Raw genomic sequence first — 13763 nt, forward strand, 5'->3', positions numbered from 1 at the left:
TCAGCAGAGACGTGATTAATCGCGTCTGTACAATGGTCTCCCCCTACCTCCCCTGCTCTCTTATCCCCTTATCTCCCTACTTTGACCGTTGCTGAGATAAATCCATTAAATTCGCTAGCTTGTAAACAATCCTTGCACCAACATTGCCATCCCACTCAGCATCACCGACTTCGCACAAATCAAAGCCAATGATTTTTCTACCACTATTAACCAATTCTCGGAACAGACAAAAAGTTTGCTCTAATTCCAGTCCGCCTGGAACAGGAGTACCCGTACTCGAACAGAGTTTGGGGTCGAGTCCATCTACATCAAAGCTAATGTGAACGTATTCAGGTAAATGAGCGATGATTTCGCGGCATAAATCAATCCAAGTTGTTCCAGAATAAAGCTTTTGTTTAATAGCTGGGTCGTAATAAGCGACAATGCGATCGCTATGGTCAATCATTTGCACTTCATCGTGAGAAATATCGCGTAAAGCCACCTGCACTAACTTGGAAATTTGCGGTATCTTCATCGCATTAAACATAATTGACGCATGAGAAAATTCAAATCCCTCATAGGCATCGCGTAAATCTGCGTGTGCATCGATGTGCAAAATGCCAAAATTGTCGTAGTTAGCTGCTAATGCTTGGAAATAACCTAACGGCGAACTGTGATCTCCACCAATCACCGCAACTCGCTTACCATTTTTGATTGCTTCTTGAGACTGTGTAAACAACCATTGATTCACCTGTTGACAAGCTTGATTAATTTCTGTCAGGACAGGTGTTAAATCTGGTGTTTCTGTTAGAGGTTTGCCTTGTGCTAATCGTTCAATAACTTTTGCTGCTAAGGCGCGGAAGTATGTGTTTTTCTCTAAAATATCTTGGGAAATTTCCTCCATGAAAATTCCCTGTTTCCAGCCATCAGGATGGTCAAAATCGAACAAATCTAGTTGAACTGAAGCATCTAGAATTCTCTGCGGGCCGTTGGCTGTGCCAGCACCATAAGAAACGGTAACTTCCCACGGCACGGCAAAGACAATCAAGTTTGCAGACTCGTAATCGAATGGCAAACCCAAAAGATTGCCATTGATTTCACCTATGCCGCTGGGATTGTAGTCCTGAAGTTGATTACTCATTGATGTCTTTCAGATTTACGTGGGTAGACAGCACGCCGCCTAGTGGACACCTGTATTGTAGTAGAGCAAATTATGCTCTGAGGCGTTAGCAGTTAATCTCTAGGTAAAATTTGTCTTAAACTTTCTGGTATTATGCGTTCAAAGAAACGCTCGATCGCTCTACTGTTTTGTTCGTATAAAATACCCAAATAGATAATGCATAATCCCACAACAGTCAGTGCCACCGGAAATAGTACGGCATCCTGAAAAACGGATTGGGCAAGGTGTCCCAAATACGCAAATACTCCTATTGCGCCAAAAATTATAAAAACTTTTCGTTTCAATAACACCGACAGTACTATTAATCCCAAATTAATCAAACAATATATAAATTTTTGCAATTCATTACTGTCTCCTGTGAAAGAAAGACCGAACCAGAAAGCGAGTAATCCAAACAAATACAACCAAAAAGCAAAATCTCCATCCCGTCTGCGCGTGCGAATATCGACTAGGTAGGCAACGATTAAACACGCTATCCCAAACCACATGGAAACTAATAATCGTTGCTTCCAATTAAAATTCGCTTCACCAAATAGTATTGGTGTTATATCCATCGACATGAAATACAGTGAAAAGGCAATGGGAGCAGTCAAAAATGGAAACCGTACAAACTTGAGTGCGATTAACCCAGCAATAATAGTTCCCAACTCCATGAGAAACCAGCTGCCTTTGACCCAACTATAGAAATCACGATATGTACCAGGATCGCCTTGAGTCCAAAATCCCGTCCATCTTTGCAGTCCGTAAATGACTAAAGGAGCCATGGAAACTGCTATCGTAAATAGCAATCCTCCAGGAATTTTGAGATTTTGGCGAAACCACATATCCCTACCTGTGAGGACAAAGCACAAGGCATAAACGCTAGCTAAAAGAAAAATTCCACCACCACCAAACGACTCCCACGCCAATGTCATGAACCAAGTCATGGCGGAAATCACAATCAACGCACCAAAGTAAAAAGCTACATTGGCAAAATTAAATTGGGGGCGCTCGCTGTTACGCTCAGATAGTGCTTTCCAAAGTGCATCTGCTTGTTCCACAGAAATTAAACCTTGCGAAGCAGCCCATTGCAAATCTTCTTTATCAAATTTCATATGACTGATGACGAATGAATCCCAACAGTCTAGCAAGTGAATTTGCAATTTTATTGATGTAATAGCTTAGTGCTTAACTATACGTTATTCGCTTACAACAATGCTTCTATTACTCGATCGAAATTGCGAAGATACACTTTTTCGTTATATTCTTGCCACTTTTGATTTGAAGAGTAAGGTAAGCGTTTTAACGTTACCTCTTGTACGTAAGCCATCAATGGACGACGAAGACGTTCGTATTTCTCAAAAGCTGTGGCTATAGCTTGTGTATCATCCCAGCGATTGTTTTGGGCAATGTTTGCGATCGCAGTTACTATTGCTAATGCATCTTCCAATCCTTGATTCGCCCCTTGAGCCATAAAAGGAGGCATTCCGTGCGCTGCATCTCCCACTAAGACAACGCGCCCTGCACTCCAGGCTGGCTGTTTGATAGAGCGATCGCTATTATTGTCAGAACTAATAGCGCGGTGAATGTAAAATGGACGCTGCTGCATATTCGCAGGAGGAGATATCCGCACTAATTGGATAAGTACATCAGAAAAGCTTGCTTTCTCGAATTTCTGCACAGCTAACTCTACTAGGGAACTTCCAGACTTACCTTGCAATAACTCCAAAGGCAAAGCTATATGTATGGTATATCCAATTTGACCATTTGGTCTGCGAAATAATAGCATCCTTGTGCCATCCACATCAGTAGGTTCTGTGGATATTTCATCATTACAAATTGTCAAAATAGGTGAGTTTTCAAAGAATTTCTCTTCCAATTCTGCCCGTAGTTCGTTTGGTATGTCGGTTATTTCCGTACAATATATAGATGCATAGCCAGAATATTCAGGTCGTGCATAAAGACTATCTGAGTAAAGCACTCTACGAATTGTAGAATTAATCCCGTCTGCTGCAACAATTAGTTTAGCTCGGATTGATTTTGTTTCTGATCGTTGGTAGGCAATATCTGAATTTTGTGGCTGCACTTCCTTAGATTGCTGCCCGTTTGTCCAATGTGCGTAAGGGTTAGCTTCTGTACCTTTGTCAGATACATAATCAAGCCGGATGCACTCATTTTCTGGCTCATTTACAACGTTGATGCAACGATGATTAGCTTTAACTAAGTCTTGAGGCAGCAAGTTTCTTAGGGTAGTTTGCAATTCATACCAAGACAGTGAAACTCGTCCCTCGCCATAATCTTGAAACCACTCATCGAACCCAAGAGGAACTGTCCGAATTCGCTCGCCTTGCAAATTTTTGAAAACCCATTCTAATGTAGTTTTGGTAGGTGTTGGTTCCTCATTTGTCTTTTCATCAGACTGCTTAAGATTTAAAAACCCAAGGTTATGTTTCTTGACTTCGTCATAAGCATTAGGATCTAAATATTTAATAGCTTTTAATCCGTTGGGAAGAATATCCAAGACTTGCCCAACTTGACGAAAGGCGCGAGTTTGGTCGATGACAAGAATATTTTCAATGCCACGTTTACGCAAACCAACAGCTGTTGCTAACCCCACAGGCCCAGCGCCAACCACTAAAACATCGTATATTCCTGTGGGAGAAGATGAGGAAACAACAGCTTCAGCTAAGGTGTCAATATTGGTTGATATGTCTGCGGGTGTATGAAGACTTGATTTAGATTCTGACATTTTTATACAGGAAAAATGTGGATTGGTACTCAGTAAAGTGAAAAAGAATAGCTATCAAGTAACATACCATCACAAAATAATCTTAATTGATTAGATTGCGATCGCTCCTCTCAACATACTAGCTACTAGCACGAGCAGGTTTTCATCAGATATCGCCTTTTTTACTCGACAGTTCGTGTTTGGAAGTGGAATGGTGAGGGTTGGAGGGTAAGCGATCGCCCTATTTACTCGACAATTTGTGTTTGCAAGGTGAATTATGAGGGTTAGAAGGGGAGCGATCGCCTTTTTTGCTCGACAGTTCGTGTTCAGAAGTGAAATGATGAGGGTTGAAAGGGGAGCGATCGCTTTTTTTGCTCGACAGTTCGTGTTCTGAGGTTGAATGTTGAGGGTTTGAGGGGGAGCGATCGCCTTTTTTACCCTTTATACTGACTAAATCAGTGATTAGCTTGGGTTTAGTGGTGCTATTGCTTCAATGCAATCCTTGATACAAGATAAATTATTAATTAACTCTATTTGCTGCGTAAAAGCGCAGTGGCTTGTTGTCAGACATTGTGTTGATAGAAACTCTGCTCATGACCAACGAAGAACTGCTGCAAATCATTGAAAAAGCTGCTAGAGACAAAGCGACAACATTAGACCTTTCTGGTAAAAGCTTAACAACGCTGCCAGAAGAAATTAGTCAACTCTTCAACCTCAAGGAGCTTGACCTTAGCTACAATCGACTGGCGAGACTGCCAGCAGTAATTGGTCAACTCTACAATCTCAGCCTGTTTTACTTGAGCTACAATCAACTGACGAGTCTGCCAGCAGAGATTGGTCAGCTCTCCAACCTCAGGGAGCTTTACCTCTACTTTAATCAACTGACGAATCTGCCAAAAGAGATTGGTCAACTCTCCAACCTTAGTGGACTTTACCTCAGCTCCAATCAACTGACGAATCTGCCAGCGGTGATTGGTCAACTTTCCAACCTCAGGAAGCTTCACCTCTACTCTAATCAACTGACGAGTCTACCAGTAGAGATTGGTCAACTTTTCAACCTTAGTGGACTTTACCTCAGCTCCAATCAACTGACGAATCTGCCAGCAGTGATTGGTCAACTTTTCAACCTCAGGGAGCTTTACCTCTACTCTAATCAACTGACGAGTCTGCCAAAAGAGATTGGTCAACTCTCTAACCTCAGCACACTTGAGCTTAGCTTTAATCAATTGACGAGTCTACCAGAAGAGATTGGTCAACTCTCCAACCTTAGCCAGCTTTACCTCAGCAATAATCAATTTACGATGCTGCCAGTAGAAATTGGTCAATTCTCCAACCTCAGCCAACTTGACCTTAGCAACAATCAACTGACGATGCTGCCAGTAGTGATTGGTCAATTCTCCAACCTCAGCCAACTTGACCTCAGTAACAATCAACTGACGACGCTGCCAGCAGAGATTGGTCAACTCTCCAATCTCAACGTACTTTACCTTGACGGTAATCAACTGAAGACCCTGCCAACAGAGATTGGTCAACTCTCCAATCTCAGCGTGCTTGATCTCAGCGATAATCCCCTAAAATCACTTCCACCAGAAATCCGTATAAATGGGTTTAGAGCAATTCTCAACTTTTACAGACAACAGCTAGAACAAGAAACCGATCGCCTCTATGAAGCCAAATTATTAATTGTGGGAGAAGCTGGTGCAGGTAAAACTACCCTAGTTAAAAAAATTCAAAATGCCAATTATCAGTTACCGCAAGATGAAAATTCCACTGAAGGCATTGATATAATTCAATGGCAATTTTCACTAGGAAATGGTAAAGAATTTCAAATTAATATATGGGACTTTGGTGGTCAAGAAATTTATCATGCTACCCACCAATTTTTCCTAACAAAACGCTCACTTTATGTTTTAGTTGCAGATAATCGTAAAGAAGACACAGATTTTTACTACTGGCTTAATGTGGTTGAGTTACTCAGCGACAATAGCCCCTTGTTGATTATCAAAAATGAAAAACAGGAACGCAAACGTGAAATCAATGAGCGAGAATTACGAGGTATATTCACCAATTTTAAAGAAACACTCACTACAAACTTTGCTAATAATCGCGGTTTACCAGAAATAATAAATAATATTAAGTATTATATTAGTAATCTACCTCATATAGGAACAGAACTACCCAAAACATGGGTTAAAGTTCGAGAAGCTTTAGAACGCGACGCCCGCGAACATATTAGCTTAGAACAATATTTGAATGTCTGTCAGGAGCATGGATTTACTACAGAAGAGGACAAACTCCAACTCAGTGGCTATTTGCATGATTTAGGTGTATGCCTTCACTTTCAAGACGATGACTTGCTAAGAAAAACCGTGATTCTGAAACCCACTTGGGGTACAGATGCCGTTTATAAAGTATTAGATAACTCACAGGTAATTGAAAATTTAGGTAAATTTAACCGCAATGATTTAGCAAATATTTGGCATGAAAATAAATATGCCAATATGCGAGCAGAACTGTTACAGCTAATGAAGAAATTTAAACTGTGCTACGAAATACCTAGTCGTTTGGGTACTTATATTGCACCTCAATTACTTTCTGCTAACCAACCTAACTATACCTGGGATAAATCTAATAATTTAATACTCCGCTATAAATATGACTTCATGCCTAAAGGTATTCTTACCCGCTTTATAGTCGAAATGCATTCTTATATTGAACAGCAAACGCTCGTTTGGAAAACTGGCGTTGTTCTCAGCAAAGACCAAACCCGTGCTGAAGCAATTGAAAACTATAATTTACGAGAAATTAAAATACGTGTGGCAGGAAAGCGAAAAAAAGAACTGCTAGCAGTTATCAGTCATAAACTTGAAGAAATACATAATTCATATGAACGTCTGCAATATCAGATACTTGTTCCCTGCAACTGCGAGAGATGTAAGGAGAGTCAAACGCCTCATTCCTACCCCCTAAATGTGCTGTACGATTTTCTGGACGCTAAACAATATCACATTCAGTGTCAGAAAGGCTTTCGCATGGTAGATGTTCGCAGATTAATTGACGATGTTTTACCGACACTTAAAGATTTGCAACTAATATCAGAACCCGTAACCAGAAATCAAGTTTTTATTAGTTATAGCCGTCAAGACCAGACATGGTTTAATAAACTCCAGACTCACCTAAAACCCATGATTCGCAACCAAACACTGGATGTATGGGACGATAACAAAATTAAACCGGGCGCTGAGTGGCGCAAAGAAATTGAAAAAGCTTTAGCAGCAGCAAAAGTAGCAGTGTTAATGGTTAGCCCCGACTTTCTAGCATCAGACTTTATTGCTGATAATGAGTTACCTCCATTGTTAGATGCTGCTGAAGCCGAAGGACTTACAATCATTTGGATACCAATAAGTTATAGCAGCTACAAAGAAACAGAAATTGAAAAATATCAAGCAGCGCACTCTCCCAACCAACCCATAGACAGTCTAAGTTCAGCAGAACAAAATCGAGTTTTAGTGGATATTTGTAAAAAGATAAAAGCAGTGGCAAATAATCAATAAAAGAGATAAAAATTTATTTTATCAATTATGAGCGTACAATTATAAAAGATGCTGATACTATGGGATTTCCAAATACAGTATTTGGTTACATCAAAGTTGAAGGTGATATTAATAAAGCTTTAGAGAAGATTGAACAACTGCCATCAGTCACAGCAAAAGAATGGCCGCCCATGCCGCGTGAAATGTTTAGTGTTGTCAACCATTCTGATTCGCTTGTCAGTTATAAAGATGAACACATCGTGCATTTTGGTATGTGCGTTAAAGAAATCAATTATGAATGGGCTACATGGTTAGAAAGATTTGAGGCTTTATTTAAAAGTATGAAGGCTACAGAAGCTTTTGTTGTTTTACAGATAGTGTATTGGGATTCAGGTGAGTTTGATGGACGGTTTTATTACAAATGGAGTTTGGGATGGTCAGATGAGATACCCGTCACAGAAAGGACTTTAGATAATCAAGTATGGATATTTGCAGGTAGTCCAAGAGAGTTTTGAGAACAATAACACTGAGGACAAATCTGTAAAGTGTTCAGACTAACTCAGAGATGATATCCTTAGCCAATCTCCAGTAAAAGATAGAGAAGATTTTTTCTGTCAAACTTGTGCATGGTTTTGGGTAAAGGCGATGTTTGGCAGTAAGCTGCTACATCTACGCATGAATAGAATAGTTATATGTCAGCATTGCTTGAAGAAATTCGTCGCAAGATAGTTAGCAATCAATTTGAATTCTCTAAACATGCAGTTGACCAATCTATCCTGCGTGACATTCACATACAAGAAATTAAAGAGGCAATTGCCAGTGGTTAAGTTATTGAAGACTATCCTGATGATAAATATGGGCCTAGCTGCTTGATTAGTGGCTTGACGCAAACAAACCGACCTATTCACGTTCAGTGTAGTTATCCCTTTCGCTCATTAATCAAAATCATTACAGTTTACAAGCCTAACCCAAATCTATGGAATAGTAATTTTACTAAAAGGAGAACCAGCAATAATGAATAACTGGAACGAGAGACTAGTAGAGCAAACAGTAACCTACACATTAGAGATGAATGGCAAATTATACTTGATAGAGAATGTACCTGCACGAGTAAATACAGAGACAGGAGAACAATTTTTCTCACCATCCACAGTAGAACGCTTGCAGCAAATTATTCAGACTCAACAAGAGCCTGTTCGCACGGTTGAAACGCCAGTGTATGACTTTGCTGCTTAAGCAAGCAAGCTGATAGTTAATATCCTCTTGTACTTTATGCGATCGCTCTCTTCATTTACGCTTGCAATCGCCTTTTTGACTCGGCAATTTGTGTTCTGATGTGCAAACTTCGTGTTTGGAAATCAAATGATGAGGGTTTGAGGTCGAGCGCTCGCCTTTTTGACTCGACAAACCGTGTTCAAAGGTACATGCTTCGTGTTCGGAAGTCGAATGATGAGGTTTTGAGGTCGAGCATTCGCCTTTTTGACTCAAAAATTTGTGTTATGAGGTGCAAACTTCGCGTTCGGAAGTCGAATGATGAGGCTTCCAGGTCGAGCGTTCGCCCTCTGTGTACAAAATCTTCAAAACGGTGTCTTTACATATAGGTGAATAGTTTCTCCTAACTGCGGATGCTGAAAGCGAATTTCTCTTGCGTGTAAATGTAACTGATCGCCAACTGCACTACATCCATAAAGGCGATCGCCTAAAATATTCACCCCAAGTCCTTGCAAATCAGCAGCGTGAACTCTCAGTTGATGAGTCCTTCCTGTGAGAGGCATAAACTCTACACGAGTGTAGTCTCCTTCCCTTCCTATCACCCGAAAGCGTGTCAAACTAGGTTTACCGCGTTGCCAATCAACTTTTTGATAAGGGCGATTTTGCGGATCTCCCCAGAGTGGCAATTCAATTACACCTTGATCGCTTGTCACATCACCAGCAAGTACAGCTTCATAAATTTTGTGAACTTGACGCTCTTGAAACAGCCCACTAAGTTGACGATGGGTGAAGCGATCGCGAGCCAGCAAAAGAATACCAGAAGTTTCCAAATCCAAGCGATGCACCGTCGCCAGTCCTGTGCCATCAGGCAATAAATGACGCAAACGACTGAGAACGCTGTCTTGGGTTTCATAATAACGACCAGGAACCGATAGTAGCCCAGCAGGTTTATCCACAGCAATCAGCCACTCGTCCTCATAAACAATCGGTAAAACCTCTCCCCTACTTAGTGACATTCTTACTCTCCCTTCCCTCGCAGGGAAGGGGGTAGGGGGGTTAGGTTTCAATCCCGACAGCAAAAACCCCATTAACGGCTGACACCGTTCAACACAAGCCTCATAAAATTCTCCCTGAACTTTATCCTGATTCACCGAAGATGGCCCCCACCAAAACTCTGCCATCGCTAATGGTTTCAAATTATGCGTCGCTGCATAATGGAGTAACTTCGGGGCACAACAATCTCCTGTACCAGTAGGCATAGAACCTTTCGGCATTAATTGTTGCAGCGATCGCGATTGTCCGAAAAAATTCGTCAGGCTGTAGACAGCGTGCATCTGCGCCTGTAACTGACGGGATAATTCTTTACGCCGCTGTTTTAGTTCGCGCATCCGTGCATCAACTGCTGCGATCGACTCCTTAAGTGGCTGTAACACTTCATCCCGTCGGCGTTTGAGTTGTCGCCGTTCAATTCCATGCTGACGACTTTCAGCATCGAGGTGTTCGAGGGCAATAGTCAGTGCTTCGTCTTTTAGAGTTTCGCACAGCAGCCGACGCTTTTCTTGTCGTTGCTGTTTGCAATTGCGATGGCGATCGCTCATTGCTTGCAACTGCTGCTCAAATTCACGAGATAATGTTTCGTACTCTTGCCGTTCTGCGAGTTGTTTTAAAGTAATGAGTTCTTGTTTAATGGCATCTAACTCAGTTAAAGTACGGGCTTCTTCTAAGGCTACTTCGTCTCGTCCTGGAATTGGCGGTATCCAACCTTCAACTACGCTGTAACCATTCATGAGGCCGGAAAACGCTTTTATTACCCTTTGTTCGCCAGCGGGTAATTCTACCAGCAACACCCCATACATCTTGCCCTCACGAGAATAACAGTCATTTTCGGCAAGATATCGCATCAAACCACAGGCGATCGCTTCTGCTAAAGGTGTGCGCGGTAGTCTCAGCAGTTCGCCACTTTGAGGACAACGCCCCTCATACCAATAGCGAACAGATGAGTCACTGACAGCAAAATTAGAGTCAATAAAATCTGAAAGCGGATGAAGAACCACCATACAAGGCTTGATTTTAAATCTGGCTGAAACTCATTCTGAAATTATTGTGTCTTAAGCTATATACCTTTGCGTAGTGCGATCGCCAAATATCGGTGTAAGTAGATGAACAAAAATATTTACAGTCATTGCGAGCGAAGCGAAGCAATCCCAACCCTTGCGATTGTTTTATTCCGCTGCGCTACATTCGCAATGACTTTGTGTAATTAATTATGTTTACCTACTTACCAATTTGAATAATGATTGCAACAGATAGAGTGCTTAAAAGCTTATCCTGTAGCTCTTTTACAATCCTAAATCTCAAATCCAAAATCCAAAATGGTATAACCTAGAAGCAATGCCGGGATTATTCTTGTCAGTACAAGGACATCCTTCTTCACTTGATTTGAAGTTTCCTGTTACCGTGACTTGGTGCTATCTTAGGCGCGATCGCGGCAAGATGGAAAAAGGCTTTTTCCCCAGGTGCAAGCTATGAATAAGGCTATCTGCATAAATCCTGACTGTCAACGTCCTTATCCTCAGCCTTGGGGAAACAAGTTTTGCAACAGTTGTGGCACAGTCCTACAGCTGTTAGACCGCTATATCCCACTCCAGCGCTTAGGTTCTGGAGGTTTTGCCCAAATTTACACGGTTTGGGATCAAAAGACCAAAACCGAGAAAGTGTTGAAAGTGTTGGTGGAAGATTCACCAAAGGCACTGGAATTATTTGCCCAAGAGGCAGAGGTTTTAATTAGATTGCAGCATCCCGGTGTCCCGAAAGTCGATGCTGATGGTTTTTTTCAATTAAATTTGACTAATCCCAAATCTCGCCAACTAGCTTGTTTGGTGATGGAAAAAATTAACGGGCAGACTCTTGAGGAGATTCGAGAAAATTATCCTCAAGGCTGTCCTCAAGATATGGTGTTAACTTGGTTCACCCAAGCGCTAAAGATATTACAAGAATTGCACAAACGCCAAATAATTCACCGTGACATCAAGCCTTCTAATTTGATGCTGCGAATGCCTGCGACAGCAACCGCCTCGAACCAAGGCAGAAGCGGCTGGGAACAATTGGTATTAATTGATTTTGGTGGAGCAAAACAATTTAGGGCAGCAACGCTAAGTCGAGAGTCTAGTTCCACGAGGTTATTTTCTTCAGGTTACAGTCCACCAGAACAAGTGACTGGGGGAAATGTCGGGCCAGCTACTGATTTTTATGCCCTCGGTCGGACGATGATTGAATTACTAACGGGTGAATATCCGCCAAACTTGGAAGATCCCATCACTGGCAAGTTGATGTGGCGAACCAAGGTAAATGTAAATGTGCATCTAGCAGATCTACTCGATGAGATGGTGCAAGAAGATGCGCGATCGCGTCCGGCAAATGCAGCTATTATTCAAAAACGTTTGGCAAATATTACCCGCAAATCAACACAGCCAAGGTTATTTGCCCAACTTCAGGACTTTGTGCGCCAAGCATCTACGCAAACTTCTAACCAATTGACTTTGTTAATCCAAGCCCTAGAACAAGCTGGAGCCGGTTTTACCCAAACTTTAGGCAAAACAGTTATTTTTATCGCCCAGGTGATTATTAAAGTCTTACAGGCATGTCTGGCAACAATTTGGGCGATGCTGCTAACTGGTATTGGCGCTAGTGTAGGTGCGATCGCTGGTTATATCTTGGCACGATGGACAATCTTAGGCGATCGAGTTGCCGAATTTATTTTTCGTCAGTTGCCCGAATTAGTGCAAAATACTCAAACTGTCGTCGGCACACAAACTTTAGTATTTGCCGCCGCAGGCTTGGGGACAGCATGGGGACTAAGAGCATCGGGGTGTTTTGGTCAACGGCGGCGGTTTTTGGTCGCTTCGCTAATGGGTGCGATCGGCTATGGGTTCGCTTGGTTATTTTTGCAATTAATCTCTTCACAAGATAGCGGCGAGGGACTGGTGACAGTGATTTTAGTTGCCGTTTTTCTGCTCACCCTGAGTTTAGGTTTTCGCAGCCATCACATAGTTCATGCTGTAGTTGCTGCATTTGGTACCGCAAGTATCTTTGCAGTTTTAATTTTTTTAGGATTTCCAACGAATGTCTTGCAATTTTCCGGTGCAAACTTTTGGTCAGCATTATTTCCTCCCCTGACTTTTTTTGGTTTTGTGGGCATCTTCATGAGCTTTTGGTTAGGGGTGAGTCATTATCTAATTGTGCCTGGGCTACGCTTTTTGGGATGGCGTTAATTAAATGCCCAAAAACAAGATCCCCCCAGCTACTTGTTTATCTAGCCAGGGGGATCGCATATGTGGTAGTCTATAATTAGTTCGGTATAGTTCCTTACGAATCGATTTTATAGCCTAAATTTTGTTTTGAGTAGTCTAAGAGTCAGAATTTATAGTATTTTTACAGATTCTTCACCACCGCTTCATCCCTGATATTTACTGAGAAAATCGTGTATGTTAAGTATGATACTTAGAAACGCGTAATTTTTCATCCATAACAATATCCATAAGAAATATGAAACTCAAGATTGTTGCTACTATTGCCCTGTTAGCCTGTTTCGGTTTGACAGAACAAACCCTCGCGTTTAACCAGGGGGACTTAGAGCAGTTGAAGGCAACTGGTGTCTGTCCCCGATGCGATTTGAGTAGTGCAGATTTAACTCAACTGAATTTGACTGGAACAAATTTACGAGGGGCTAACTTAAAGGGAGCCACTTTATCTCAAGTGAATCTTACAAATGCAGACCTGACTGGAGCTAATTTAGAAGTTGCTGTTTTAAATTCTGCAAATTTAACTGGTGCTGCGTTAACAGGCGCAAATTTAAAATCAGCCTCTCTAGAAAATGCCGATTTGTCTTTCGCTGGTTTCATTAGCGCCAATTTAGAAGCAGCTAACTTAAAGGATGCCAAATTACAGTTCACCAATTTTCGGGGAGCCAACTTCCGATTAACAACTCTAGCAAATGGTGCTGTCACTTCTGACAAGCCCTATGATTGGTCGTTAGAGCGTACAACTCTCAAAGAATGTAACAAGTTCCGCACTGAAAATTACGGAGGCACAACTTGTTCTACTAAATAAAAGGACTGGGGACTGGAAGATAGAAGCAGAGGGGCAGAGGGGC

The 13763-nt window shown here is 41.7% G+C and carries 11 protein-coding genes; 7 read left to right on the plus strand and 4 right to left on the minus strand.

Translation table 11 applies throughout. The features are described 5' to 3' along the window. Positions 1-76: 76 nt before the first annotated feature. The 3 genes from speB to RMY31_RS20130 all read right to left on the minus strand — a co-directional run bounded on the left by speB (position 77) and on the right by RMY31_RS20130 (position 3887). Positions 77-1120 carry an agmatinase SpeB gene (speB, locus tag RMY31_RS20120; RefSeq protein WP_322658575.1) on the minus strand — a complete coding sequence of 348 codons (1044 nt, stop codon included), beginning with the start codon at positions 1118-1120 and terminating at the stop codon, positions 77-79. Between the two features lie 92 nt (positions 1121-1212). After that, on the minus strand, positions 1213-2253 hold the full coding sequence (locus RMY31_RS20125; RefSeq protein WP_322658574.1) for a hypothetical protein: 1041 nt from the start codon (positions 2251-2253) through the stop codon (positions 1213-1215). 92 nt (positions 2254-2345) lie between these two features. Beyond that, positions 2346-3887, minus strand: a complete 1542-nt coding sequence (locus RMY31_RS20130) for an FAD-dependent oxidoreductase (RefSeq protein ID WP_322658573.1) — start codon at positions 3885-3887, stop codon at positions 2346-2348. A gap of 572 nt (positions 3888-4459) precedes the next feature. Here RMY31_RS20130 and RMY31_RS20135 point away from each other — a divergent pair. From RMY31_RS20135 to RMY31_RS20155, 5 genes are all read left to right on the plus strand, one after another. Then, positions 4460-7420, plus strand: a complete 2961-nt coding sequence (locus tag RMY31_RS20135; protein ID WP_409878124.1) for a COR domain-containing protein — start codon at positions 4460-4462, stop codon at positions 7418-7420. 59 nt (positions 7421-7479) lie between these two features. After that, positions 7480-7914, plus strand: coding sequence for a hypothetical protein (locus RMY31_RS20140; RefSeq protein WP_322658571.1), 435 nt, complete (start codon positions 7480-7482; stop codon positions 7912-7914). 177 nt (positions 7915-8091) lie between these two features. Beyond that, entirely contained in the window at positions 8092-8226 is a 135-nt protein-coding gene (locus RMY31_RS20145) for a hypothetical protein (protein WP_322658570.1), read from the plus strand. A 3-nt stretch (positions 8227-8229) separates the two neighbouring features. Continuing rightward, positions 8230-8421, plus strand: coding sequence for a DUF4258 domain-containing protein (locus tag RMY31_RS20150; RefSeq protein WP_409878127.1), 192 nt, complete (start codon positions 8230-8232; stop codon positions 8419-8421). Continuing rightward, positions 8414-8635, plus strand: a complete 222-nt coding sequence (locus tag RMY31_RS20155) for a hypothetical protein (RefSeq protein ID WP_322658569.1) — start codon at positions 8414-8416, stop codon at positions 8633-8635. The genes RMY31_RS20150 and RMY31_RS20155 overlap by 8 nt, the downstream gene beginning before the upstream one ends. A gap of 341 nt (positions 8636-8976) precedes the next feature. Here the strand turns inward: RMY31_RS20155 and RMY31_RS20160 are convergent, their stop codons facing one another. After that, the gene (locus RMY31_RS20160) at positions 8977-10668 is read right to left on the minus strand and encodes an RluA family pseudouridine synthase (protein WP_322658568.1); all 1692 of its coding nucleotides are present in this window, start codon (positions 10666-10668) and stop codon (positions 8977-8979) included. 468 nt (positions 10669-11136) lie between these two features. Here RMY31_RS20160 and RMY31_RS20165 point away from each other — a divergent pair, with 468 nt between their 5' ends. Together RMY31_RS20165 and RMY31_RS20170 are read left to right on the plus strand one after the other, a co-directional pair. Continuing rightward, complete coding sequence (locus tag RMY31_RS20165; protein WP_322658567.1) at positions 11137-12882, plus strand: serine/threonine protein kinase; 1746 nt, start codon at positions 11137-11139, stop codon at positions 12880-12882. A gap of 274 nt (positions 12883-13156) precedes the next feature. After that, the gene (locus tag RMY31_RS20170; protein WP_322658566.1) at positions 13157-13720 is read left to right on the plus strand and encodes a pentapeptide repeat-containing protein; all 564 of its coding nucleotides are present in this window, start codon (positions 13157-13159) and stop codon (positions 13718-13720) included. Positions 13721-13763: the final 43 nt, after the last annotated feature.

The sequence above is a fragment of the Dendronalium sp. ChiSLP03b genome, assembly GCF_034531165.2.
GTDB classification, from domain to species: Bacteria; Cyanobacteriota; Cyanobacteriia; order Cyanobacteriales; family Nostocaceae; genus Dendronalium; species Dendronalium minutum.

Coding starts and splice junctions, on each gene's coding strand:
- RMY31_RS20155 (WP_322658569.1), top strand. CDS start 8,414: ATGAATAACTGGAACGAGAGACTAGTAGAGCAAACAGTAACCTACACA.
- RMY31_RS20130 (WP_322658573.1), bottom strand. CDS start 3,887: ATGTCAGAATCTAAATCAAGTCTTCATACACCCGCAGACATATCAACC.
- RMY31_RS20135 (WP_409878124.1), top strand. CDS start 4,460: ATGACCAACGAAGAACTGCTGCAAATCATTGAAAAAGCTGCTAGAGAC.
- RMY31_RS20160 (WP_322658568.1), bottom strand. CDS start 10,668: ATGGTGGTTCTTCATCCGCTTTCAGATTTTATTGACTCTAATTTTGCT.
- RMY31_RS20145 (WP_322658570.1), top strand. CDS start 8,092: ATGTCAGCATTGCTTGAAGAAATTCGTCGCAAGATAGTTAGCAATCAA.
- RMY31_RS20140 (WP_322658571.1), top strand. CDS start 7,480: ATGGGATTTCCAAATACAGTATTTGGTTACATCAAAGTTGAAGGTGAT.
- RMY31_RS20125 (WP_322658574.1), bottom strand. CDS start 2,253: ATGAAATTTGATAAAGAAGATTTGCAATGGGCTGCTTCGCAAGGTTTA.
- speB (WP_322658575.1), bottom strand. CDS start 1,120: ATGAGTAATCAACTTCAGGACTACAATCCCAGCGGCATAGGTGAAATC.
- RMY31_RS20170 (WP_322658566.1), top strand. CDS start 13,157: ATGAAACTCAAGATTGTTGCTACTATTGCCCTGTTAGCCTGTTTCGGT.
- RMY31_RS20165 (WP_322658567.1), top strand. CDS start 11,137: ATGAATAAGGCTATCTGCATAAATCCTGACTGTCAACGTCCTTATCCT.